Annotated in this window: 21 protein-coding genes; 7 read left to right on the top strand and 14 right to left on the bottom strand. The window is 70.6% G+C overall.

The features are described 5' to 3' along the window. Positions 1-40: 40 nt before the first annotated feature. The 4 genes from AB0E78_RS27630 to AB0E78_RS27615 all read right to left on the bottom strand — a co-directional run bounded on the left by AB0E78_RS27630 (position 41) and on the right by AB0E78_RS27615 (position 4,740). Complete coding sequence (locus AB0E78_RS27630; RefSeq protein WP_361837637.1) at positions 41-1,096, bottom strand: BMP family ABC transporter substrate-binding protein; 1,056 nt, start codon at positions 1,094-1,096, stop codon at positions 41-43. A 211-nt stretch (positions 1,097-1,307) separates the two neighbouring features. After that, positions 1,308-2,357, bottom strand: coding sequence for a BMP family ABC transporter substrate-binding protein (locus tag AB0E78_RS27625; RefSeq protein ID WP_361837786.1), 1,050 nt, complete (start codon positions 2,355-2,357; stop codon positions 1,308-1,310). Between the two features lie 241 nt (positions 2,358-2,598). Further along, the gene (locus AB0E78_RS27620) at positions 2,599-3,861 is read right to left on the bottom strand and encodes a M20 family metallopeptidase (RefSeq protein ID WP_361837635.1); all 1,263 of its coding nucleotides are present in this window, start codon (positions 3,859-3,861) and stop codon (positions 2,599-2,601) included. A 321-nt stretch (positions 3,862-4,182) separates the two neighbouring features. After that, complete coding sequence (locus tag AB0E78_RS27615) at positions 4,183-4,740, bottom strand: TetR/AcrR family transcriptional regulator (RefSeq protein ID WP_361837632.1); 558 nt, start codon at positions 4,738-4,740, stop codon at positions 4,183-4,185. Positions 4,741-4,947: 207 nt separating this feature from the next. Here AB0E78_RS27615 and AB0E78_RS27610 point away from each other — a divergent pair, with 207 nt between their 5' ends. Continuing rightward, on the top strand, positions 4,948-5,979 hold the full coding sequence (locus tag AB0E78_RS27610) for an NADP-dependent oxidoreductase (RefSeq protein WP_361837629.1): 1,032 nt from the start codon (positions 4,948-4,950) through the stop codon (positions 5,977-5,979). Between the two features lie 28 nt (positions 5,980-6,007). Here the strand turns inward: AB0E78_RS27610 and AB0E78_RS27605 are convergent, their stop codons facing one another. The 4 genes from AB0E78_RS27605 to AB0E78_RS27590 form a co-directional block, all read right to left on the bottom strand. Continuing rightward, positions 6,008-7,135 (bottom strand): hypothetical protein, encoded by a 1,128-nt coding sequence (locus AB0E78_RS27605; protein ID WP_361837627.1) that lies wholly within the window; start codon positions 7,133-7,135, stop codon positions 6,008-6,010. 69 nt (positions 7,136-7,204) lie between these two features. Then, a complete protein-coding gene (locus AB0E78_RS27600; protein ID WP_361837625.1) occupies positions 7,205-8,137 on the bottom strand; it encodes an N-acetylneuraminate synthase family protein in 933 nt (310 codons plus the stop codon). Positions 8,138-8,151: 14 nt separating this feature from the next. Beyond that, positions 8,152-9,447 (bottom strand): N-acylneuraminate cytidylyltransferase, encoded by a 1,296-nt coding sequence (locus AB0E78_RS27595; RefSeq protein WP_361837622.1) that lies wholly within the window; start codon positions 9,445-9,447, stop codon positions 8,152-8,154. Positions 9,448-9,518: 71 nt separating this feature from the next. Next, complete coding sequence (locus AB0E78_RS27590; protein WP_361837619.1) at positions 9,519-10,862, bottom strand: DUF6716 putative glycosyltransferase; 1,344 nt, start codon at positions 10,860-10,862, stop codon at positions 9,519-9,521. A gap of 198 nt (positions 10,863-11,060) precedes the next feature. On the opposite strand from AB0E78_RS27590, the gene AB0E78_RS27585 reads away from it, so the two are divergent. From AB0E78_RS27585 to AB0E78_RS27575, 3 genes are read left to right on the top strand one after another with little or no spacing between them, the layout of a single operon-like run. Further along, the gene (locus AB0E78_RS27585; protein ID WP_361837616.1) at positions 11,061-12,038 is read left to right on the top strand and encodes a glycosyltransferase family 2 protein; all 978 of its coding nucleotides are present in this window, start codon (positions 11,061-11,063) and stop codon (positions 12,036-12,038) included. Next, a complete protein-coding gene (locus AB0E78_RS27580) occupies positions 12,038-13,396 on the top strand; it encodes an alpha-2,8-polysialyltransferase family protein (protein WP_361837613.1) in 1,359 nt (452 codons plus the stop codon). The genes AB0E78_RS27585 and AB0E78_RS27580 overlap by 1 nt, the downstream gene beginning before the upstream one ends. Then, a complete protein-coding gene (locus AB0E78_RS27575) occupies positions 13,393-14,535 on the top strand; it encodes an acyltransferase (protein WP_361837611.1) in 1,143 nt (380 codons plus the stop codon). Before AB0E78_RS27580 ends, AB0E78_RS27575 begins: the two co-directional genes overlap by 4 nt. Here the strand turns inward: AB0E78_RS27575 and AB0E78_RS27570 are convergent. After that, on the bottom strand, positions 14,516-14,692 hold the full coding sequence (locus AB0E78_RS27570; protein ID WP_361837608.1) for a hypothetical protein: 177 nt from the start codon (positions 14,690-14,692) through the stop codon (positions 14,516-14,518). The genes AB0E78_RS27575 and AB0E78_RS27570 overlap by 20 nt on opposite strands. A gap of 9 nt (positions 14,693-14,701) precedes the next feature. Further along, positions 14,702-15,358: a TetR/AcrR family transcriptional regulator C-terminal domain-containing protein gene (locus AB0E78_RS27565; protein WP_361837605.1), complete on the bottom strand. Its 657-nt coding sequence runs from the start codon at positions 15,356-15,358 to the stop codon at positions 14,702-14,704. A 38-nt stretch (positions 15,359-15,396) separates the two neighbouring features. Between AB0E78_RS27565 and AB0E78_RS27560 the strand changes: the two genes are divergently transcribed. Together AB0E78_RS27560 and AB0E78_RS27555 are read left to right on the top strand one after the other, a co-directional pair. Then, positions 15,397-16,911 carry an FAD-dependent oxidoreductase gene (locus AB0E78_RS27560; protein WP_361837602.1) on the top strand — a complete coding sequence of 505 codons (1,515 nt, stop codon included), beginning with the start codon at positions 15,397-15,399 and terminating at the stop codon, positions 16,909-16,911. Between the two features lie 17 nt (positions 16,912-16,928). After that, positions 16,929-17,393 (top strand): MarR family winged helix-turn-helix transcriptional regulator, encoded by a 465-nt coding sequence (locus AB0E78_RS27555; protein ID WP_361837599.1) that lies wholly within the window; start codon positions 16,929-16,931, stop codon positions 17,391-17,393. A 51-nt stretch (positions 17,394-17,444) separates the two neighbouring features. Here the strand turns inward: AB0E78_RS27555 and leuE are convergent, their stop codons facing one another. Together leuE and AB0E78_RS27545 are read right to left on the bottom strand one after the other, a co-directional pair. Continuing rightward, positions 17,445-18,101 (bottom strand): leucine efflux protein LeuE, encoded by a 657-nt coding sequence (leuE, locus tag AB0E78_RS27550; RefSeq protein ID WP_361837597.1) that lies wholly within the window; start codon positions 18,099-18,101, stop codon positions 17,445-17,447. 87 nt (positions 18,102-18,188) lie between these two features. Beyond that, positions 18,189-19,769, bottom strand: coding sequence for a methylmalonyl-CoA mutase family protein (locus tag AB0E78_RS27545; protein WP_361837594.1), 1,581 nt, complete (start codon positions 19,767-19,769; stop codon positions 18,189-18,191). A gap of 166 nt (positions 19,770-19,935) precedes the next feature. Between AB0E78_RS27545 and AB0E78_RS27540 the strand changes: the two genes are divergently transcribed. Beyond that, positions 19,936-20,781: a L,D-transpeptidase family protein gene (locus tag AB0E78_RS27540; protein WP_361837592.1), complete on the top strand. Its 846-nt coding sequence runs from the start codon at positions 19,936-19,938 to the stop codon at positions 20,779-20,781. Between the two features lie 233 nt (positions 20,782-21,014). Here AB0E78_RS27540 and AB0E78_RS27535 read toward each other — a convergent pair whose 3' ends face one another. Next, positions 21,015-22,097: a hypothetical protein gene (locus AB0E78_RS27535; protein ID WP_361837589.1), complete on the bottom strand. Its 1,083-nt coding sequence runs from the start codon at positions 22,095-22,097 to the stop codon at positions 21,015-21,017. Continuing rightward, entirely contained in the window at positions 22,097-22,762 is a 666-nt protein-coding gene (locus AB0E78_RS27530; RefSeq protein ID WP_361837586.1) for an RNA polymerase sigma factor, read from the bottom strand. The genes AB0E78_RS27535 and AB0E78_RS27530 overlap by 1 nt, the downstream gene beginning before the upstream one ends. Between the last annotated feature and the right edge of the window lie 332 nt (positions 22,763-23,094).

The following is a 23,094-nucleotide window of genomic DNA, read 5'->3' as shown; positions in this document are numbered from 1 at the left end:
GTTTCGCGGCCGTGACTTCGCTGTTGCAGCGCAGTCGTGATTACAGCGCGGTCTTGACCTTGATCTTGCCGCTGACGATGTCCTGTTCGGCCTTCTTCAGGGCGGCCTGCAGGTCCTTCATGTTCTTGAACTCGGGGTTCGAGTCGGCAAGCGCGACACCGCCGGACGCCAGGTCCGCACGGACCACGCCGCCCTTGGCCTTGTCATCCTGGACCGACTTCGTCAGGTTGTACACCGCTCCGGCCACGTCCTTGGTCGCCGAGGTCAGGATGTACTTCTTGTACTTGGCGAGGGCCTTCTGCTTGTACTGGTCGGAGTCGACACCGATCGCCCAGACCTTCTTGGCGGCGGCCGCCTCGATGACGCCCTGACCCGAGAGACCCGCGGCGTGGTAGACCACGTCGGCACCGCCCTCGATCTGGCCGCTGGCGCCCTCCTTGCCCTTGTCCGGGCTGGAGAAGCCGCCGTCCTCGGCCTTCTCGGTGAGGAACTGGCGCTTGATCTTGACCGACTTGTCGGTGGCCTGGACGCCCTGGACGAAGCCGGCCTCGAACTTGCGGATCAGCGGGTTGTTCACGCCGCCGATGAAGCCGACGCTCTTCTTCTTGGTGGCCTTGGCCGCGACGACGCCGGCCAGGTACGAGGACTGCTCCTCGTTGAAGACCAGGTCGGAGACGTTGTCCGCCTTGATGGTGGCGTCGTCGACGATGCCGAAGGTGGTCTTCGGGAACTTCGCGGCGACCTCCTTCACGGCAGGCGCGTAGGCGTAGCCGATGCCGATCACCGGGTTGTAGCCCTGCTTGGCGAGCTCGGTGAGGCGCTGGGCCTTGTCGGCGTCGGACTCGCCGTCCGTCGGCTCGACGGCCTTCTTGCCGATCTTCAGGTCCTTGGCGGCCTTGTCCATGCCGGCGGTCGCGGCGTCGTTGAAGGACTGGTCGCCCTTGCCGCCGACGTCGTACGCGATGGCGACGCCCTTGTCCTTGCCGTCGCTCTTGGAGCCTGCGGCGTCGCTGGACGTGCCGCCGCAAGCGGTGGCGGATACGGCGAGTGCGGCGGTCGCGATGCCCGCAGCGGCGATTCGGGAAACCCGGCGCATAGAGAGGAACTCCTTATGTACAAGCAAGCACAAGCACGTACGAGCGCCTCACCTGGCGCTGATTTCGCCGCAGCGTAACGCGCGTAGACCTGACATAAGAACCCTTCTGTCCCGTCCGTTATCGAGCTGTGGCCGCGGGGTTGCGGGAGCATGTACGCAGTGTGGGGCGCCCCGCACACAGCGGGGCGCCCCACGGGCATCACAGGTCCGGCTACGGAACGGTCTTGACCGTGACCTTGCCGTCGATGATGTCCTTCTTGGCCTTCTCCACGGCGGCGACCACGTCCTTCATCGCCGTGTACTTCGGATTCGTGTCGGAGAACCCGACGCGTCCCGACTTCAGGTCGTAGCGCTGCTCGCCCGCCATCGGCTTGCCCTCGACGACCGACTTGGTGAGGTCGTAGACGGCGCCGCCGACGTCCTTGAGGGCCGAGCCGAGGATGTAGTCCTTGTACTTGGCCAGGGCCTTCTGCTTGTACTGGTCGGAGTCGACGCCGATCGCCCACACCTTCTGCGAGCCCGCCTCCTGGATCACGCCCTGGCCGGAGAGCCCCGCCGCGTGGTAGATCACGTCGGCGCCCGACTCGATCTGGCCGCTGGCCGCGTTCTGTCCCTTGTCGGGGCTGGAGAAGCCGCCCTCCTCGGGCTTCTCGGTCAGATACCGCTTCTCGATCTTGATCTTCGGGTCGACGGACTTCACGCCCTGCACGAAGCCGGCCTCAAACTTGTGGATGAGGTTGATGTCGACGCCGCCGATGAATCCGACGTGGTCGGCCTTGGTGGCCTTGGCCGCGGCGACACCGGCGAGGTACGAGCCCTGCTCCTCGTGGAAGACGAGGTCGGCGACGTTGTCCGCCTTCACCGTGTTGTCGTCGATGATGCCGAAGGTGGTCTTCGGGAACTTCTTGGCGGCTTCCTTCACGGCGGGCGCGTAGACGAAGCCGACGCCGATCACCGGGTTGTAGCCCTGCCGCGCCAGCTGCTCAAGGCGCTGCACCTTGTCGGCGCTGGACTCGCCGTCGCCCGGCTCCATGTCGACGCCGCCGACCTTGAAGTCCTTGCGGGCCTTGGAGTAGCCGGAGTACGCGGCGTCGTTGAAGGACTGGTCGCCCTTGCCGCCGATGTCGTACGCCAGGCCTATGCCCTTGCCCTTGTACTCCGAGGACCCCGAGGACTTGTCGTCCTTGGTGTCGTCCTGCGAAGCCTCGTTGCTGGTCTTGCCGCACGCCGAGGCCGCGAGGGCGAGGGACGCCACCACCACGGCCACTCGGGAAAGCCTCGATCCACGAGATCCGTGGATTCCACGAGATCCACCACGAAGACGCATAGGACGCACCCCTCACGATCCCCAAAGCACCGTTGACGGCACTGATTTCGGCGCACAGTAACGCGCGTAGAAAGGGAGGGGAACGGGGTTTCGCACGGCCGTTACCTATTCGTGCCGAGGGCCGGTTACGTCCGGGTGAACGGGTCCGTCGTAACCGGCCGATAGCGGTGGTTACCTACCGGGCGCCGTCGAGCAGTGCCGCGGCGGTGAAGAGCTCGACGCCCGCCGTGATCGCCGACTCGTCGGCGTCGAAGTCGCCCTGGTGCAGATCGCGGACGGTGCGCTCGCCCGGCGTGCGGACGCCGAGGCGGGCCATGGCGCCCGGCACGTGCTCCAGGTACCAGGAGAAGTCCTCGCCGCCGAGGCTCTGTTCGGTGTCCTCGACGGACTGCGGTCCGCGCCGCAGCTCCATGGACTCGCGCAACAGCTCCGTCACATCGGGGTCGTTCACCACGGGCGGCACCCCGCGGATGTAGTTCACCTCGGACTTGGCGCGGTACAGGTCGGCGATCTCCTGGATGGCGCCGTGCACCAGGTCGGGCGCCTTCCGCCAGGCGGTGAGGTCCAGGCAGCGGACGGTGCCGGAGAGTTCGGCGTGCTGCGGGATGACGTTGCAGGCGTGGCCGGACTCGATGCGGCCCCAGGTCACCGCGAGCCCCGAGCGGGCGTCGATGCGGCGGGCCACCAGGGCGGGGACCTCGGTGACGACCTTGGCGGCGGCGGTCACGAGGTCGGTGGTCAGGTGGGGGCGCGCGGTGTGGCCGCCCGCGCCGTCCAATGACACTTCGAGCCGGTCGCAGGCGGAGGTGATCGCGCCGTGCCGCAGCCCGATCTTCCCGGCGTCGACGCGGGGGTCGCAGTGCACGCCGATGATGCGGCCCACCCCGTCGAGCACACCCGACTCGATGGCGTCGGGCGCGCCGCCGGGCAGGACCTCCTCGGCTGGCTGGAAGATCAGCCGTACGGGGCAGGGCAGTTGCCCCTGCTGCGCGAGCTCGGCGAGGACGAGCCCGGCGCCGAGCACCACGGTGGTGTGCACATCGTGCCCGCAGGCGTGGGCGCGGTCGGGCACGGTGGAGCGGTACGGAACGCCGAGCTTGGTGTCCGGGATGGGCAGCGCGTCGATGTCGGCACGCAGCGCCAGCATGGGGCGCACGCCGTCCCACTCTTCGGTGCCGATGTCACAGACGAGTCCCGTGCCGATGTCGAGTACGCGGGGTTCGAGACCCGCGCGCTCCAGCCGGGCCTTGAGCGCCGCGGTGGTGCGGAACTCCTGGTTTCCGAGCTCGGGGTGCATGTGCAAGTCGCGGCGGAAGGCGATGAGTTCGGCGCGCAAGGAATCCGGGAGCGCACCGGGGAGTGCTGCTTCCCCGGGGGCGTCCCCCGCTGTTTCCCCGGGCAGATCAGCCCCGGACCCTTGCTCGGACTCTCGTGACATCAGTTGGTTCACCCTCTGAAGAGTAGGGCGGCGCGGGGGCCAACTGACCCACGATCAACAAAAGTTCAGCCCGATAGGGTAAGAAAAAGTGGCCGCGTGGCGCATGGGTGCTGGTCGCGCTGGGTATTCTTTCGCGCCCCATCAGGGAGGCGGACGAGGCCACAGGGGCCGCGGACGAGGTCACCGGGGCCGCGGACGAGGTCGCCGGGGCTCCCCGGAGGCCCATAGGCCGGGATCCGGCCTATGGGAAATCCACCGTCGCAGACATCCGACACACGACCGGCCGCGCCTCCCGGCGCGCCTGCGGTGAGCCCGGCCGTTTCAGCTGGTCCCCGCGCGCGTCAGGAGCGCGCTCGCGACCACCCCGAAGAGGCGCTCGGCGCGTGGCGCGAGCGAGGGCTGATCACCGAGCCAGGCCAGCATGGCCACCAGCGCGAACACATCGGAGCCGTCGATGTCGCCGCGCGCCGTGCCCGCGGCCTGGGCACGGGCGAGGAGCCGCGCACCGGCCGCGCGCAGGGTGACGCACGAAGCGTGGAGCGCGGATTCGGGGTCCTCGATGGCGGCCGCCATCAGGACGGTCACGCCCCGGTACTCGGTGGTCCACACGACGCAGTCGCGCAGCCACGAGACCAGGGCGTCGTCGGGCGCGCTCGACGTCTCCAGCTCGCCCGCCTTGGCCGTCAGCTCGTCGAAGCTCGTGCGGAGCAGGGCGTCGAGCAGCGCCTCGCGGGTCGGGAAGTGGCGCAGCAGCGTCGCGAGTCCGACGTCGGCCCTGCGCGCGATGTCGCGCAGGGACACCTCCACGCCCTGCTCGGCGATGGCGGTGCCCGCTACGGCGAGCAGGTGGTCGCGGTTCTTCTGGGCGTCGGCCCGCATGTCTTCCCTCTTGACTGTCCCGGCACGGCTGTCCCGGCACGGCTGTCCCGGCACGACTGTCCCGGCATGACTGTCCGAACCGGCTGTACGGCTCGGCGCTCCCGCTTGACGATCCGGATCAGTGGTCCATATATTCGGATCAGTGGTTCACTTATGTGGATCGCCGATCCGAATAAGCGTATCCCGCCACGCGAGCAGGAGAAAACGATGCCGACACAGCTGACACAGCCGACACAGCCGACGATGAGGGCGGTCCGGCTCCTGGAGCACGGCGGGCCCGAGGTCCTGCGCTACGACGAGGTGCCGATGCCCGAGCCGGGGCCGGGCGAGGTGCTCGTCCGCGTGCACGCGGCCGGCATCAATCCCCCCGACTGGTACCTGCGCGACGGGATGTCCAACCTGCCTCCGGAGACCAGGCCGAGGTTTGAGCTGCCCGTGATCCCGGGGACGGACCTCTCCGGCGTCGTCGAGGCGGTCGCCGCGGATGTGGACGGCTTCTCCGTCGGCGACGAGGTCTTCGGTCTGCTGCGTTTCCCCAGCTTCGAGGGCCACGCCTACGCCGAGTACGTGGCCGCGCCCGCCTCGGACCTCGCGCTCAAGCCGGCCGGCATCGATCATGTGCACGCCGCCGGGGCGCCCATGGCCGGGCTCACCGCATGGCAGTTCCTGATCGAGCTCGGGCACGATCACCCGTCGCCCTTCCAGGCGGCGCGGCATCGTCCGGTGCCGCTCGGCGCCGACACGACGGTGCTCGTCAACGGAGCCGCGGGCGGCGTGGGGCACTTCGCGGTCCAGCTCGCGAAATGGCAGGGCGCCCATGTCATCGCGGTGGCTTCAGGTACGCATGAATCGTTCCTGCGCGAGCTCGGCGTCGACGAGTTCATCGACTACACGAAGGGGCGCCCCGAGGAACTCGTGCACGACGTCGACGTCGTCCTCGACGCCGTCGGCGGCCCCGACAGCAGGCGCTTCCTGCGCACGCTCAAGCGCGGCGGCTCCCACTTCCCCGTGTTCTTCGGCGCGTTCGACGAGGAGGAGACCGCGAAGCTCGGCGTCACGGTCACGGGCACTCAGGTCCGCTCGAACGGCGCGCAGCTCGCCGAACTGGGGCGCCTGCTCGACGCGGGCACCGTCCGGGTCGCGATCGACAGCACGTTCGCGCTCGCGGACGCCCGGGCCGCGCACGAACGCGCCGCCCGAGGTCACATCCAGGGCAAGATCGTGCTCACGGTCCCGTAGAGGCCCAGCAAGCTCCGTGGAGCGAGCGTCACGCCGTGGCGCCGGCCGCCGCCCCCGCCACTCCCGGTGCGCCCGCCGCCACCGAGGCCAGACGGTGTACGTCGCGGGCCGTGCCCGTGACGCCCGACAGGAAGCCCTGGGCCCGCGGTGAGGCGGTCTCCGTCAGCCAGGCCGGGTCGATGTCGCAGACCGCCACGCGGACCTCCGTGCCCGCGAGGGCGAGCGGAAGGGTGTGGACGACCGTCGACGGGAAGCTGAGGATCGTCCGGCCGATCGGGCCGCGCCGCGCGATGAGTTCCAGCGGCAGGTCCGGGCGGACCACCTGCAGGCCCGTCTCGACCGCGAGACGGTGGAGTTTGTCGGAGCTCTCGCGCCGGTGCGCGAAGTAACGCGTCGCACCGTGGGCGCGGGCCAGGCCGCGGACCGCCTCGACATAGCGGTCCAGGTCCACCACGCCGGTCTCCACGAGGGAGGTGCCGACCAGGTCGGCGCCCTTGGAGACGCGCGGCGGGCCGAAGCGGTCGCGCGTCCAGGCGAAGGTGTTCGTGGTGATCAGGACGCCGTCCGGGGCCGATTCGATCGGCATGGAGGAGAAGACCTCCACCGTGCGCTTGCCGCCGGGCGTCAGGCGACGCCGGGCGGAGGCCGAGATCGGGGCGAAGGCGATGTCGCGGGCGCCGGGACGGCCACCGCGGCGGTGCCAGCGCACCAGGCGCTCACCGGCGGCCAGTTGGGCCACGAACTCCATCGTGGCCGTGCCGTCGTCCACGACCACGAGGGAGCGGGCCCGCGTGATCGTCAGGAGCAGCTGTACATAGCGCGAGAACGGGTCACCGATCACGATCCGGTCCGCCCCGCGCAGCGCGCCCGTCAGGCCGCCGATGGTCTGGAAGGGGGCCGCGGCTCCGCCGCGCGCCTCCTCCCAGCGGACGTTCAGGCCCTCGTCACGGGCCAGCTGGGCCATCCGGCGCAGCTGGCCGCGGGTCATGGGGTCGTTCGGGGAGAGGACGACGACGGTGAGTCCCCCGGCCGGGCCGGTCGCCCCTGCCGAATGCGCCCACTCAAGGACGTTGAGCAGCTGCACAGGGCTCTCCACGAACGCCAGGGTGGTGGGCGCCGCGGTGGTGGGGGCCTTCGGCCCGGGTCGGGGACTCATCGTCGTATGACCGTGTCCTGTCCTGGTAAGGGGACCTGGTGAGGGGTCCCGTCAAGAGCGTCCGCGCGCTCAGACCGCGACCGGCTCGCGCTCGGCCGCGTCGGCCTCGGCGACGACGCCCGCTACACGGCGGAGCTTCTTCATCGGGCCGAGCTCCGACTCGTAGACCTTCTTGACGCCGTCACCGAGGGAGGCCTCGATGGTGCGGATGTCGCGGACGAGGCGGGTGAGGCCCTGGGGCTCCACCGACGCGGCCTGGTCCGAGCCCCACATGGCGCGGTCGAGGGTGATGTGGCGCTCCACGAAGGTGGCGCCGAGGGCGACCGCGGCGAGCGTGGTCTGCAGGCCCGTCTCGTGGCCGGAGTAGCCGATCGGGACGTTCGGGTACTCGCCCTGGAGGGTGTTGATGACGCGGAGGTTGAGCTCCTCGGCCTGCGCCGGGTACGTCGACGTGGCGTGGCACATCAGGATGTTGTCCGAGCCGAGGACCTCGACCGCGTGACGGATCTGCTTCGGGGTCGACATGCCGGTCGAGAGGATGACCGTGCGGCCCGTGGCGCGCAGGGCGCGGAGCAGCTCGTCGTCCGTGAGGGAGGCCGAGGCCACCTTGTGGGCCGGGACGTCGAACTTCTCCAGGAAGGCGACGGCCTCGGTGTCCCACGGGGAGGCGAACCAGTCGATGCCGCGCTTCTTGCAGTGCTCGCCGATGGCCTGGTACTCGGCCTCGCCGAACTCCACGCGGTGGCGGTAGTCGATGTACGTCATCCGGCCCCAGGGGGTGTCGCGCTCGATGTCCCACTGGTCGCGCGGGGTGCAGATCTCCGGGGTGCGCTTCTGGAACTTGACCGCGTCGCAGCCGGCGTCGGCGGCCACGTCGATCAGGGCGAGGGCGTTGTCGAGCTCGCCGTTGTGGTTGATGCCGATCTCGCCGGTGATGTAGACGGGCCGGCCGGGACCGGCGGTCTTCGAACCGAAGGTGCGCAGACGGGAGTTGGAGCTCATGACAGGAACTTTCCTTACTTGTTGAGGGAGGGGCCGAGGATCCATGCGGCGATCTCTCGGATCGCGCCGTCACCGCCGGGGAGAGCGGTGACCGCGCGTGCGGCGCCGCGTACGACGTCGTGGGCGCTCGCGACCGCCACGGGCCAGCCGACGAGGCCGAAGCACGGGAGGTCATTGACGTCGTTGCCGACGTAGAGCACGCGCTCGGGAGCGATGCCCTGCTCCTCGCACCACTGCTTGAGTGCGAGGTCCTTGCGGTCGATGCCGTGCAGGACCGGGATCTTGAGCTTCCTGGCCCGGGCGGCGACGACCGGGTTCTGTTCCGTGGACAGGATCAGCAGCGGGATGCCCGAGTCACGCAGGGCGGCGATGCCGAGTCCGTCCCCGCGGTGCACGGAGACGAACTCCCGTCCGTCGGAGTCGATCAGCACCCTGTCGTCGGTCTGGGTGCCGTCGAAGTCGAGTACGACCGCGTCGATGTCGTCGCGGGTCGGAAGGGCGTCGGCCCGGCCGGAGTCGAAGAGCGGCGCGAGCGCCCGGGCGCGGGCGAGGTCGTGCGGGTCGTCGATCTCCAGGACGCGCGCGGGGTCCGTGCGGACCAGCTCCGTGCGGCCGAAGAAGCGGTGCTTGTGCTCGCGGAAGCCGGCCACGTCCATGGCGTAGACCGCGCCGGTCTCCAGGAGGTCCTGGGGGCGGTCCTGGCGGCGCGGGCGGAACGACTTGTCGTGGTTGACGCCGTAACCGCCGTCGGTGGCCGTCGCGTTGGCGACCTTCGTGGTGCCGCCGACCTCGCCGGTGCGGCGGGCGTCGAGGGCCGCGGGCTCGTCGTCGGCGTCCCGCCACACGAAGCCGTGGAAGGGCGCGACGGTCAGTGCCGTGTCCGCGCCGCCGTCCACGATCGAACCGACCACGCCGTCGACGTCCTCGCGGACGATGAAGGGGCTGGTGCACTGCACGAGCAGGACGACGTCCACGGAGGTGCCGTGCAGCGCCTCGTGGGCGTCCATCGCGTGCAGCACCGCTGCCTCGCTGGTCGCGGTGTCCCCCGCGATCGCCGCGGGCCGCAGGACCACCTCGGCGCCGGCCGAGCGGGCGGCCTCGGCGATCACGTGGTCGTCCGTGGAGACGACGACGTCCGTGACGAGCCGCGACGCCAGGCACTCGCGGATGGCGCGCGCCACCAGGGGCACACCGCCGACCGGGGCCAGGTTCTTGGCGGGCACGCCCTTGGAGCCGCCGCGGGCCGGGATGACGGCCAGGACGCGGCGCACCGGCTGTACCGGGGTTCCCGCTGGGTGGGGGTGGGACATGGGGGCTCCTTGAGGGCCAGGAAGAGGGCCTTGAGCAGGTCGGGGGCCGTGCGAGGGCCCTTGCGGGGGGATCACAGCTCGCCCATCCGCCGGATGACGGGGGCCACGCGCTGCACCCCGTGCCGGTAGGCGCCGCGGGCCGCGCTGCGCACGGCCTGGCGCACGGGGCCCGGCTCGCGGTCCGCCGCGGGGGCGCCGGGGAGCGGGGCTCCGTCCGGGCCGAGGTGGTGGCGGGCCAGGATGCCGGGGAGGTATCCGGGGGCCGTGGTGAGGCTGTAGTACGGGGCGATGGGCGGCAGTTGGGGCTGTGCGAGCAGGTCCGCGACGCGCTGACGTGCCGCGTCGAACGCCGTGGCGTACGTCCCGTCGGGTGCCACGCCCTGCCGCGCGACCCACTCCGGAGCGGCCTCGGGGCTGTGCCCGGCGTCGATCTCGTCCCAGGACGCCAGGCATCCGGAGCCGATGAAGTGGTGGTTGCCGAGCGCCTCGCGCACCCCGAGGTCGGTGAGGACCACGGTGGGGATGCGGCGGTGCAGGGATTCGAGCGCGGCGGTGGAGCTGATCGTGACGAGCAGGTCCGTGCGGTCCAGGACCTCGCCCATGTTCCCGTACACGAGGCGGCAGTTGGGCGGCAGGTCCTCGCCCTTGGCGAGCTTCTGGTAGGGCAGTTCCTCGATGTGCGTGGTGTGTTCGCCGGGCTTGCTGCGCAGCTTGATCAGGACCTCGCGGTCCGGGTGCATCCGGGCGTGCTGGACCATGCGGCGCAGCAGGTACGTCCGGTGTGCGCGGCTGTCCGGCACGGAGGGCTGCGCGGCGAAGACGACCGTGTACGGGTCGTGCTTCTGGTCCTTTCCGAGGTAGGAAGCTCCGCCGAGGAACGGCAGCGCGCTCTCCACGACGCCCGACGCGTCGGCGCCGACACCCTCGTACACGGCGCGGAAACGTTCCGCGTCCTGCCGGGAGTTGGCGAGGACGACGTCCGCGCCGTGCCTCAGCAGCAGGCCGTCGGCGAGCTTCTCGTAGACGACGCCGACATAGCCGGTGACGACGACGGGCCGCTTCTTGCCCGCGGCGCCCTCCGCTATGCGGGCGAGTCCGTGCAGCACCGCCTGGACCGCGCCGCCCACGAGGGCGAGCACGATCACGTCGGGCGCCTCGCGCTCCACCTCGCGCAGGAATTCCACGGCGGTGACCTCGCGGAGCGAGTCCGCGCGCACTCCGACCTCTTCGAGCTGACGGACGGTGGGCGTGGCCCGGCCCCGGAGGAGGCGTCCATCGAGGTGCGTGTCCGCTCCCTCACCCGAATCCGCCCCCTCACCGGCGAGGCGGCTCGCGGTGAGCGCACCCCATTTCCACCGGGTGTCGGAGTCGGCGAGCACGGTGATCCGTGTCGTCCCGCTGTTGCTTACTGGCACAGCCAAGACGCTAGGAAGGCATTCCGATTGGCGGCCCAACTCAGGTGCAACAAACGGTTAACAGCATGCCGACGAATGGCGAATCAGCCCGGGAATCCACCGGCGGGCAGGCGGGTTAACCATTCCGCCATGCGTCGTTCACCTGGCATCTCACCTTCGGCCAAGACGAATGCCGGGCCGACACCTAACGTCACCCACGTGGTTAAGCTCTCCGTCATCGTGCCGTTCTACAACGTGCAGCAATACGCGCCCGACACCTTGAAGAGTCTGCGAGCGAACGCACGCGACGACTTCGAATTCATTCTCGTCGACGACTGTTCGAAGGACGAGACTCCAGAGATCCTGGAGCGTGCCGCGCGCGAGCTGCCCGGCGCCGTCCATCTCAGACATGAGACGAACGGCGGTCTGGCGACCGCCCGCAACACAGGCCTTGACGCGGCGCGCGGCGAGTACCTCACCTTCCTGGACGGTGACGACTGGCTCGCGCCCGGTTATTACGCACAACTCGTGGCCGCCATAGAGCAGTTGGGCTGCGACTTCGTGCGCACCGACCATGTGCAGTGCACCGCTCGGGCCCGCAGCATCCACCGTGTCCCGCACGGCAGGCGCGGTGTCGTCATGCCGCCGCGGGACGTCATCCTGCCCGCCGACCGTTCGACGTCCGTCGACTACGCCTACGCCTGGGCGGGCATCTACCACCGGCGCCTCGCCGACCAGGGCCTGCTGCACTTCACGGACGGCCTGCGTACCGCGGAGGACCGGCCGTGGATCTGGCGGCTGCACCGCGAGGCGGAATCCTTCGCCGCGGTGGGTCTGCTCGGCGTGTTCTACCGGCGCGGGGTCGCCTCGTCACTGACGCAGATCGGCGACGTACGGCAGCTCGATTTCATCCGGGCATTCGACCAGGTGGTCCGTGAAACTGCCGAGGACCGGGACGCGGACAAACTCCTGCCGAAAGCAGTCCGCACCTACTGCGCGATCATTTCCCACCATCTGGGATCCATCGAAAGGTTCGAGCCACAAGTGGCGCGGAAATTGAAGTCACGGAGCGCGGCCGCCCTGAAGCGGATGCCGCAGGGTGTTCTCGACGACGCCCTCGACTCCATGGACATACAGCGGGCGACGCGCCTGCGCCGTCTTCGCCGGCGACCGGTGTCGGCGGAGGTGGCCGCGTAATGGCGACGACGCAGATCTTCCTCGCGTCCACGCTGTACGGCACCGCGACGCTGGCCGCGGCGATCGACGCCGACCGCTTCGGTCCCGCCGACCGGCGGCTGCTGCTCGTCAGCAACAACGCGGCGACGCCCGAGACGACGCCGTCCGTGGACGAGATGCCGGGTTTCGCACGCCTGCGGGACCGCTTCGACGACGTACGGTCGTGGAACGAGGCCATCTCCCCCTTCCACCCGGGCGGTTGGGCCCCCCGGGCGGACGACATCCCGATGTGGGAGCGGTACATCCGGCTCCTGTGGGACCTCGGTGACGACGACATCGAGCTGGCCGTCGAGTCGATCCAGGTCAACCCGGCCCTGGCCCTCACGCAGATCTTCACGGGCGCGCCCGTGGACGTCTACGCGGACGGCCTGATGAGCTACGGCCCGACCCGCAACAAGATCGACCCGCTGGTCGGCACCCGGGTCCGCAGGCTGCTGCACCTGGACCTCGTGCCCGGCCTGACCCCGCTGCTCCTGACCGAGTTCGGCGTCGAGCCGGAGATCGTGCCGACCGAGGCGTTCGTGAAGGTCCTCGACCGCCTCGCCGAGTCCGACGCGGACGTCCCCGACGTCCCCGACATCGCCGAGCCCGCCCTGCTCCTGGGCCAGTACCTCTCCGCCCTCGGCATCCTGACCGCCGAGGAAGAGGAGGAGCTGCATGTGCGCATGGTGCGCGGCGCCGCCGAACTCGGCCATACGCGCGTGGTGTTCAAGCCGCATCCGACGGCCCCGGCCCGCTGGTCGCGCCTCCTGGAGAAGGAGGCGGAGGCGATCGGCGTGGAGCTGACCGTCCTGGACTCGCCGGTCCTCGCCGAGGTCCTGTACCAGCGGATGCGTCCCGCGCTCGTCGTCGGCTGCTTCTCGACGGCGCTCCTCACCGCGTCCGCGCTGTACGGCCTGCCCGTCGCCCGCACCGGCACGGAGACCCTCCTGGAGAGGCTCGCGCCCTACCAGAACAGCAACCGCGTCCCGGTCACCATCGTGGACGCGCTGATCCCCGACCTCGCCGACAAGGGCGCGGTCACCGGGCGGCAGCCGGGCATGCCGGTCGCCGACCTGGGCGAGCTGCTCGTCGCCGTCGGCTTCGCCATGCAGCCGCAGATCTACCCGCGCCGGCGCACGGCCGCCGAACGGTATCTCTCGACGCACCTCACCCCGCACACCTGGCGCTACTTCAAGCGGCGCCGCCTCACCGCCCTCGCCCTGCCCGGAGCGCTGCCCTCGCAGCTCGCGTTCATCCCGCGCAACGCGGCCGTACGCCGGGTCGCGCGCCGCGCCCGCTCGGTCCAGCGCTCCATCAAGCGGACCGCACTCGGATGACCTCTCCCGGAACCACGCTCCCGCAGCACTCGGGGGCTCAGGCCCTCACGCGCTCGATACCGGCCCCGGCCGCCAAGCGTGCGCGGCCCCGCCTCAGGGCGCTCGACGGGCTGCGGCTCATCGCGGCCCTGATGGTGGCGGCCTACCACTACGGCGGCCGGGACGGCGAGATCAGCGAGGCATGGGGCAGCTCGCCGCAGGTCCAGTTCCCCACCGCGCACAGCTGGTTCGCCTACGGCTGCCTCGGCGTGCAGATCTTCTTCGTGATCAGCGGCTTCGTGATCTGCATGAGCGGCTGGGGCCGTCCGCTGCGCGCGTTCTTCGCATCACGCGCCTCGCGGCTGCTGCCCTCGTACTGGGCCGCGATCATCCTGGTGACGGCGGTCTTCGCGCTGCCCGTCGTCGCGTACAAGGCGGTCTCGCCCAGCGACGCCCTGGTGAATCTGACCATGCTCCAGCAGCCGCTGGGCGTGGACCGCGTCCTCGGCGTCTGCTGGACGCTCTGGGCGGAGCTGCGCTTCTACGCGCTGTTCGCGCTCTTCGTGGTGATGCCGGGCGCCAACCGGGCCCGCGTGATCCTTTTCTGCGCGGTATGGACGCTGGCCGCGGTCGTCGCGGAGGGCGCGAACGAGCCGCTGCTCGACCTCGTCCTGATGCCCGAGTACGCGCCCTTCTTCGTCGGCGGCATCGGCATCTACCTCCTGCACCGCGACCGCAGGGACCTCACGGCCTGGGGCATCGTGGGGGTGAGCTGGCTGATCGGCCAGCACTACGCGGTCTCGCGCCTGTGGCACGCGCCGAACCCCGACTTCTTCTCCTACCGCACGTCCTTCGGCATCATCGCGGTCGTGACGGCGGGCTTCGCGGCGGTGCTCCTGATCGGGCTCGGCGCGCTGCACCGGGTCGACTGGAAGTGGCTGACGGTGGCGGGCGCCCTGACGTACCCGTTCTACCTGGTGCACGAGCACCTGGGCTGGGTGACGGTGGGCGTACTGCACCAAAAGCTCGGGCTCCCGTCCTACGCGACCTTCGGTCTCACAATCGCGGCCATGCTGCTGCTCGCGTGGCTGCTGAACCGTTTCGTCGAGGAGCGGCTCACGCCGCTGATCCGCAACGGGCTCATGACCGCTCGGAAGTAGCTCCGCCGGCTTCGGTGGTGGTCCTGGCGGTGTCGGTGGAGTCGTCGGCCGACACCGCGCGGGCTATGTCCATCGCCTCGCCCATGGCGACCTCGGCCTCCCCCATCGCGTCCACCAGTTCCTGGACCAGCCGCTCCAACGTCTCGCCTTCGTTCATGGGGCAAGACTAGGCTCCCGGCGCGTCCCGCATCGTCGCCCCGATCCCGGCGACCACCGCGGCAAGGCCCTTCTCGAACCCCGCGTCGTAGTCACGGAACATCTCGTCGCCCGCCGCCGCCGCGAGCGGGTACGCGGCGAGGCGATCGGCCCGCGCCGCCAGGTCGTAGCCGCCCCCCTCCTTCGCGGGGTCGGGGCCCATGGACTGCTCCTCGATCACGTAGCCGATCGTGTAGCTGTACCCCGTGAGCCAGGCGCGGGCCGCCGCACCCGGTGTGAAGCCGCCGCCGGTGAGCATGCGCAGGTGGGCCTCCATGGGGGCGGCGTACGACATGTCCGTGAAGCGCGTACCGCTGTAGACCTTCGCGCCGTCGCGGTACATCAGCAGGTGCCGCCGCAGGCCCCGCAGCGCCGCGGAGAGGGCGTCCGGCCACTCGGCGCCGGTCGGCGCGTCCGCCGCGAGCTCCTCGCTCATGCGGCGCAGCATCTCCGTCGCCATCTCGTCGAGCAGCGCCTGCTTGTCCTTGAAATGCCAGTACAGGGCGGGCGCCTTGACGTCCAGCTCCTTGGCGATGGCGCGCAGGGAGAGCCCTTCGAGGCCGGTCTCGTTCAGGAGCTTGAGGGCGGCGCGCGCCACACGGGTGCGGTCCAGGGGTGTCGTAGCCACCTTGACAATTTAACACTGTTAAGCGCAGGCTCTGGGACATGGAACTTAACAGCGTTAAGGACAACATCGAGAGCTCCGCGTCCGGGGCCATCGCGACGGACGTACTCATCGTGGGCGCGGGCCCCACCGGTCTGACCCTGGCCTGCGACCTCGCCCGGCGCGGTGTGCGCGCCCTGCTCGTCGAGCGGGCCGACGCCCTCTTCCCCGGCTCCCGCGGCAAGGGCCTCCAGCCCCGCACCCAGGAGGTCTTCGACGACCTCGGGATCATCGAGGCGGCCGAGGCGGCGGGCGGCACCTACCCGGTCGGCATGATCTGGCGCGACGGCGAGCGGCAGGGCGAGCACCGGATGACCGACGAGACGGAGCCGACGGAGGACGCCCCGTACGACCGGCCGCTCATGCTCCCCCAGTGGCGCACGCAGGAGATCCTCTACGCCCGCCTGCGCGAACTCGGCGGCGGTGAGATCGAGTTCGGCGCCGCGCTGACCGGCCTCACGCAGGACGGTGAGGGCGTCACCGCCCGGCTCTCGGACGGCCGGACCGTCCGCGCCGCGTACGCCGTGGCGGCCGACGGCGGGCGTTCGGCGGTGCGCGCGGCGCTCGGCATCGGCATGACGGGCGGGTGGGGCCTCCCCGGCTCGAGCGAAGCCGAGAGCTCGGGGATCGTCGACCCGAACCCGGTCCTGGTCGCCGACGTTCGCATCCCCACCCTGGACCGGGACAACTGGCACATGTTCGCGCCCACCGCCGAGGGTGCGGGCTTCCTGGCCATCTGCCCGCTGGCGGGCACGCCGGACTTCCAGCTCACGGCCCAGTTCACGGACGGGACCGCCCCCGACACCTCGCTCGAAGGCGTACGCGAGGTCGTCGCCGCCCGCACGCACCTCACCGCCGACGAGGTGACCGAGGTGCGCTGGGCCTCCGACTTCCGGCCGCGCGCGGCGATGGCGGACCGGTTCCGCGAGGGCCGCGTGTTCCTCGCCGGGGACGCGGCGCACGTGCACTCACCGGCGGGCGGGCAGGGCCTGAACACCAGCGTGCAGGACGCCTACAACCTGGGCTGGAAGCTGGGCGCGGTCCTGCGGGGCGGCGCGCCCGCGGAACTCCTCGACACGTACGAGGCGGAGCGCCTGCCCGTCGCCGCGCAGATGCTCGGCCTGTCCACCCGCATCCACCGGGGCGAGGAGCGGCGCGGGGCAGCCACCCGCCAACTGGGCCTGGGCTACCGGGACAGCTCCCTGGCGGTGGAGACCCGGGACGGCCTCCCGGAGGAGGCGCTGCGGGCGGGCGATCGCGCGCCGGACGGTCCGTGCGGCACGGGGCGGCTCTTCGACGCGTTCAGGGGCCCGCACTGGACGCTCCTCGCCGTCGGCACGGACGCGGAACTCCCGCTCCTGGACGCGGAGTTGGTGCACGTACATCACATCGACGGCTACGCGCCCTACGGCAAGGGGCTCTTCCTGGTGCGGCCCGACGGGTACGTCGGCTGGGCGGGGGAGGATGCGACGGGGCTGATGGAGTACACCAAGACAGTTGACCTCAATCAAACTTGAGGTTCTACCTTCTGGGCATGGACACTTTCACGTACAGCCACAGCGACGAAGACCTCATCACCCAGCCCATCGGCTACTGGGCATCGGCGGCGGGCGAAGCCGTCGTCCACCACATCCGCACCGGGCTTGCCCAGGCCGGTCTCACCCAGCCCCAGTGGTGGATCCTGAACCAGGTACTCGCCGAGGACGGCCGCGAGAAGGCGGCCGTGGTGGGCACCCTGCGCGGCTACCTGAACGTGGGTGACGGCTCCCTGCACCACGACATCCGCGCCCTGCGCGACTGCGGCCTGCTCACCGAGGACGCCGATGGCCGCCTCCGCATCACCGACGAGGGCCGCGCGCTCAGGGACGACACCGGCGTGCTCCAGCGGAAGCTTCGCGCGGAGATTCACGACGGCATCCCGGAGGAGGAGTACATCCGCACCCTCAAGGTGCTCCAGCGCATGATCCACAACGCCGGAGGGGCGGCCTGGCACCACTGAGGCACCTGCGCCGTTGAGGCGCCTTCGCAGTACTACGCCCGGCACCCGTACTCAGCCGCTGGCGAGCGAGAGCTTCGCCGCGAACCCGAGGAACAGCGCACCCGCCGCCGAAGTGGCTCCCGCCGAGAGCCGCTTGCGGCGGCGGAAGGCGGCCGACAGCTTGGTGCCGCTGAATATCAGGGCGGTGAGATAGAGGACGCTCGCCACCTGGGCGAGGGCACCCAGCACGAGGAAGGAGAGCGCGGGATAGGCGTATCCCGGGTCGACGAACTGCACGAAGAAGGCGATGAAGAAGAGGATCGCCTTCGGGTTGAGCAGGCTGATCACCAGGGCCCTGCGGAACGGCCGCTCCGCCGCGGCACCTTCCCGCGGCTCCGCGCCGGCCTCGGCCACCGGCTGCCGCCGCTCACGCCACAGCGCCAGGGCCGCCCGCAGCATCCCGATCGCGAGCCAGGTCAGGTACCCGGCACCGGCGTACTTCACGATTCCGAACAGCACGGCGTTGGCCTGCAGCAGGGAGGCCACACCGGCCGCCGACAGCGTCATCAGGACGGTGTCACCGCACCAGACACCCGCGGCTGCCGTATAGCCGGTGCGTACGCCGCGGCGCGCGGCGACGGAGAGCACGTACAGCGAGTTCGGCCCCGGCAGCAGAATGATCAGGGCGAGGCCCGCGAGATAGGTCGGAAGATCGGTGACACCCAGCATGGGCGGGAGTCTCGCACGCGCGTACGACATGAGGAATCAGGTGTCCGCACATCGGACACCTGGCCACGTCAGGAACGACGAAGCGCGTCAGAACACGTCCGTCGGCTCGTACGCCCCCCACACCTCCCGCAGCGCGTCGCACACCTCGCCCACCGTTGCCCGCGCCCGCAGCGCGTCCTTCATCGGGTGGAGAACGTTGGCCTCCCCCTTCGCCGCCTCCTGGAGCTCCGCGAGCGCCGCGTCCACCGCGGCCTGGTCCCGCTCCGCCCGCAGCTTCGCGAGGCGGGCCGCCTGCTGGGCCTCGATGGCGGGGTCGACGCGGAGGGGTTCGTAGGGCTCCTCCGCGTCCAGCTGGTAGCGGTTGACGCCGACCACGACGCGTTCGCCGGAGTCGGTCTCCTGGGCGATGCGGTAGGCGCTGCGCTCGATCTCGCCCTTCTGGAAGCCGTTCTCGATGGCGGCGACCGCGCCGCCCATGTCCTCGACGCGCTCCATGAGCCCGAGGATCGCGGCCTCGATGTCGTCCGTCATCTTCTCGACGACGTACGACCCGGCGAACGGGTCGACCGTGGCGGTCACGTCCGTCTCGTACGCGAGGACCTGCTGCGTGCGCAGGGCCAGGCGCGCGCTCTTGTCGGTCGGCAGCGCGATCGCCTCGTCGAAGGAGTTCGTGTGCAGCGACTGGGTGCCGCCGAGCACCGCGCCGAGGCCCTGGACCGCGACCCGGACGAGGTTCACCTCGGGCTGCTGGGCGGTCAGTTGGACCCCGGCCGTCTGCGTGTGGAAACGCAGCATCAGCGACTTGGGGTTCTTCGCGCCGAACTCCTCGCGCATCACGCGGGCCCAGATCCTGCGCGCGGCACGGAACTTGGCGACCTCCTCCAGGAGCGTCGTACGCGCCACGAAGAAGAAGGAAAGGCGGGGCGCGAAGTCGTCCACGTCCATGCCCGCGGCGACCGCCGTGCGGACGTACTCGATGCCGTCGGCCAGGGTGAAGGCGATCTCCTGCGCGGGCGTCGCACCCGCCTCGGCCATGTGATAGCCGGAGATGGAGATGGTGTTCCACCTGGGGATCTCGGCCCGGCAGTACTTGAAGATGTCGGCGATCAGCCGCAGCGACGGCTTGGGCGGGAAGATGTACGTGCCGCGCGCGATGTACTCCTTCAGCACGTCGTTCTGGATCGTGCCCGTCAGCTGTCCCGCGTCGACTCCCTGTTCCTCGCCGACCAGTTGGTACATCAGGAGCAGCAGCGCGGCCGGCGCGTTGATCGTCATCGACGTCGAGACCTTGTCCAGCGGGATGCCGCCGAACAGGATCCGCATGTCGTCGATCGAGTCGATCGCGACGCCCACCTTGCCGACCTCGCCGGAGGCGATCGGGGCGTCCGAGTCGTGGCCCATCTGCGTGGGCAGGTCGAAGGCGACCGAGAGGCCCGTCGTGCCGTTCGCGATCAGCTGCTTGTAGCGGGCGTTCGACTCGACGGCCGTACCGAAGCCCGCGTACTGGCGCATCGTCCAGGGGCGGCCGGTGTACATCGACGGGTAGACGCCGCGTGTGAAGGGGTACGCGCCGGGGGCGCCCAGCTTCGTCGCGGGATCCCAGCCGTCGAGCGACTCGGGGCCGTACACGGGCTCGAAGGGCAGTCCGGATTCCGACTCACGCGCCATCGCTCTGTGCCTCCTGCCAGAGATCCTTCGTTACTTCTCCGGTATAGCGGTGCTCCTCCAGCATGGGGCAACGTTCAGGGGTGGTCACTCGCGGGGAACACTTCCGGCGAGTCTGTCGAGCGGTCGAGGGATGACAGGGGGCATTGTGCGCACAGGTGCGATAGCCGTGGGTGCCGTGGTCGCGGTCGCCCTGGTGGGCGGATGCAAGGCCCAGGCCGATGGCTCGGACGGGAAGGCGCATCCGGTCCGGATCTCCCCGACGAAGACGGATTCGGGCGGCTCGGGCGGCTCGGGCGGCTCGGGGGATTCGCGCGGCCCGGATGATCCGTCCGGGGCGCCGGCGGGGACCTCGACCCCGAAGCCGGTCCCCACGCCGGCCCCCAAGACCCTGCTCGCCCCGGGACAGCGCGGCGACCAGGTGCGCGAGATGCAGGCCAGACTCCGGCAGATCGCCTGGTTCTTCGAGAACCCCTCGGGCACGTACGGCTCGTCCACGACCTCCGCGGTCAAGGGGTTCCAGGCCAAGCGCGGACTGCCCCGCACGGGCACGACGGACACGGTGACCTGGCAGAAGCTGGTCGGCATGACCCGCAAGCCCACGAAGTACGAGCTCTACTCCGGGGGCGGCATTCCGGCGTCGAAGCCCGACAAGCGCTGCCTGACCGGCCGGGTCATGTGCATCAGCAAGGAGAGCCGGACGCTGACCTGGATGATCGACGGCAGGACCGTCTCGACGATGGACGTGCGCTTCGGCTCGCAGTACACGCCCACCCGCGACGGCACGTTCACCGTCTACTGGAAGTCCCGGCACCACGTCTCGACGCTCTTCGACACCGCCATGCCGTACGCGATGTTCTTCAGCGGCGGCCAGGCCGTGCACTACTCGTCGGACTTCGCGGCGACCGGCTACAACGGCGCGTCGCACGGCTGTGTGAACGTGCGGGACGAGAAGAAGATCGCGAGCCTGTTCGCGCAGGTCAAGAAGGGCGACAAGGTCGTCGTCTACAAGTGACGCGGGAGATCGATCCACGGGAGATTAATCAGCGTGGGCGGGATCGGGGGAACGTATCCCGCCCACGCTGGTGGCACTGAGCCAAAGGTACGGGGGGAACCCCTGGCTCGTGCGCGGGCCGATGACCAGTCGGCTCACTTCTTACTGCGTCACTGCTTCAAAAAACGTCACACCCGCAGCGAGCGGGGTTTCTCAGCAGGTCAGGAGCAGGGCAGAAGCCTGGCGGGCGCAGGTCAGGAGCCGGGCAGTACGGGCTGGGCGCTGTACGAGGCGGAGACGGCGGGCGTGGGCGCCGGGTGCGGGTTCTGCGGGTGCGAGGGCGCCACGATCGGCGGGACGGGGCTGCTGCCGCCGTTGCCCCAGTGGTCGTTGCCGCCGCCGGATGATCCGTCGCCGTTGCCGTTGCCGTCGTCGCCGCCCTTGTCGCCGTCGTCGTCACCGCCGCCGTTGCCACCGTTGCCACCACCGCCGTTGTGCTCGCGGTCGCTGCCCGATCCGTCCAGGACGCGACCGCAGAACTCGGTCACCCGCTGGGGTCCCTTGGCGGCCTCCTCCAGGCGGCGCCTCTTCTCGCCCTGGAGTTCTCCGCTGCGGTAGTCGCGGCAGGCGGAGACCACCTTGCGGTACCAGTTCTTCGCCTCGTCCTTGCGCTGCGGATCGCCGGATCCGGGCTCGGTGGTGCCCGCGGTGCCCTTGGACGCGCCGTCGGAGCCACCGGTCCGCCGCGGCGGCGGCGCGCTGGTGCCGGGGTCGTGCGCAGGGTCCTCCGGGGTGGTGGTCACGTCGTCGGGCTCGACGTCCGGGGTGTTGCTCGCGCCGCCCGACGGGGACACGAGCGGCTCGGGCGAGGTGACGGACGACGCGGAGGCCGCGGGGCCCGGCTGCTCCCGGTCACCGAACGGCGAGGGCAGCACGCCCGTACCGGCCGCGACGGCGACCCCGCCGATCATGCACCCGGCGAGCACGGCGGCGAGTCCGTAGCGCAGAGGGCCGGCCCAGCGCACGGGGCGCGCGGGCTCGGCCGAGCGCCCGATACGTACGGTTTCGCCCGCTCCCACGCGCGTAGAAGCCGCTCGGGCCTTGGGGCCGCGGGCCTCCCGGAACGCCGCGAGCGCGGCTGCCTCACCAGGGAGTTCGGAGGAGATGTCGGCGGGTACGACGGAGCCGGCGCGGTCGTCCGCAGCCAGCGAGGCCAGGGCCTTGGCCAGCTGCGCGGCCCGTTCCCGTGCGTGATCGTCGGTGCCGTCGACGGGCTCACCGCTCAGCAAACGCTCCGCCGCTTCGCGGTCCAGCCACCTGTAGTCCTCGTCGGCCATCACATGTCCTTCTGCGCCCGCGAACGCGAATGCGTCACACCGGCGGATGTCACCGCGCGCCCGCGCCGCTCCCTCTGAGGCGGTACGGCGTCCAGTGCGCCCTCGTTCAGCGGGCCGTCCGCGCCGAGGAGTTCCGCGAGCCGTTTCAGGCCACGGTGCGCGGCGGTGCGGACCGCGCCGGGGCGCTTGCCGAGGGTCTGGGCCGCGCTCTTGGCGTCGAGGCCGACGACGACCCGGAGCACGACCGCTTCCGCCTGGTCCTGCGGGAGCTGGGCTATCAGGGCGAGGGCGTCGCCGGTGGCGAGGGACTCCATCGCCTCGTCGGCGGTGTCCGCGTCGCCGGGCTTTCCGGTGAGCTCGGTCTCGTCGCCGCCTATCGCGGGGCGGCGGCCGCGCATGCGTATGTGGTCCAGGGCGCGGTTGCGCGCTATGCGCGCGGCCCAGCCGCGGAACCGGTCGGCGTCGCCGCTGAACCGGTCGAGGTCACGGGCTATCTGCAGCCAGGCCTCGGACGCGACGTCCTCCGCGTCCGGGTCTCCGACCAGCGTGCGCACGTAGCCCAGCAGCCGCGGGTGCACGGCGCGGTACACAGTCCGGAACGCGGTCTCGTCCCCGTCCTGCGCCGCAAGCACCGCGGCGGTCAGTTCCGCGTCGTCCCCCAGCACAACTTCTCCCTATGCGCCTACACCGATTGCGGTCCTGACCCCGCAGCCTGGCGCGAAGCAGCACGCTACGGGCTTAAGTGGGCCCGCGTCCATGTTTGGTACAACGTGCAACTAGCGCGTGACAGAACGCGGTGTGACAGAAAACGCACCCACGGCGCTGAAGGGAGTACGGGCCGCGTGCGGTCCGTCCGCGTGACGGCCGGGGTCTCTCCTGTGGGGGGTGGCGACCCCGGCCGCTCACCTTGGCGGGGCCCGACACTTCCACTCCGCGGCCACGCCCACCCCGGGGCTCTGATCCCCGGCCCCTTGCCTTCGGCACCGTCGCGCAGTTC

The organism is Streptomyces sp. NPDC032198 (genome assembly GCF_040636975.1).
Taxonomy (GTDB): Bacteria; Actinomycetota; Actinomycetes; order Streptomycetales; family Streptomycetaceae; genus Streptomyces.
Note: the sequence above shows the minus strand (reverse complement) of the source record. Positions and strands in the feature narration are given on the sequence as shown.

Coding starts and splice junctions, on each gene's coding strand:
- AB0E78_RS27620 (WP_361837635.1), bottom strand. CDS start 3,861: ATGTCACGAGAGTCCGAGCAAGGGTCCGGGGCTGATCTGCCCGGGGAA.
- AB0E78_RS27575 (WP_361837611.1), top strand. CDS start 13,393: ATGACCTCTCCCGGAACCACGCTCCCGCAGCACTCGGGGGCTCAGGCC.
- AB0E78_RS27605 (WP_361837627.1), bottom strand. CDS start 7,135: ATGAGTCCCCGACCCGGGCCGAAGGCCCCCACCACCGCGGCGCCCACC.
- AB0E78_RS27615 (WP_361837632.1), bottom strand. CDS start 4,740: ATGCGGGCCGACGCCCAGAAGAACCGCGACCACCTGCTCGCCGTAGCG.
- AB0E78_RS27560 (WP_361837602.1), top strand. CDS start 15,397: ATGGAACTTAACAGCGTTAAGGACAACATCGAGAGCTCCGCGTCCGGG.
- AB0E78_RS27600 (WP_361837625.1), bottom strand. CDS start 8,137: ATGAGCTCCAACTCCCGTCTGCGCACCTTCGGTTCGAAGACCGCCGGT.
- AB0E78_RS27630 (WP_361837637.1), bottom strand. CDS start 1,096: ATGCGCCGGGTTTCCCGAATCGCCGCTGCGGGCATCGCGACCGCCGCA.
- AB0E78_RS27545 (WP_361837594.1), bottom strand. CDS start 19,769: ATGGCGCGTGAGTCGGAATCCGGACTGCCCTTCGAGCCCGTGTACGGC.
- leuE (WP_361837597.1), bottom strand. CDS start 18,101: ATGCTGGGTGTCACCGATCTTCCGACCTATCTCGCGGGCCTCGCCCTG.
- AB0E78_RS27555 (WP_361837599.1), top strand. CDS start 16,929: ATGGACACTTTCACGTACAGCCACAGCGACGAAGACCTCATCACCCAG.
- AB0E78_RS27610 (WP_361837629.1), top strand. CDS start 4,948: ATGCCGACACAGCTGACACAGCCGACACAGCCGACGATGAGGGCGGTC.
- AB0E78_RS27580 (WP_361837613.1), top strand. CDS start 12,038: ATGGCGACGACGCAGATCTTCCTCGCGTCCACGCTGTACGGCACCGCG.
- AB0E78_RS27595 (WP_361837622.1), bottom strand. CDS start 9,447: ATGTCCCACCCCCACCCAGCGGGAACCCCGGTACAGCCGGTGCGCCGC.
- AB0E78_RS27570 (WP_361837608.1), bottom strand. CDS start 14,692: ATGAACGAAGGCGAGACGTTGGAGCGGCTGGTCCAGGAACTGGTGGAC.
- AB0E78_RS27535 (WP_361837589.1), bottom strand. CDS start 22,097: ATGGCCGACGAGGACTACAGGTGGCTGGACCGCGAAGCGGCGGAGCGT.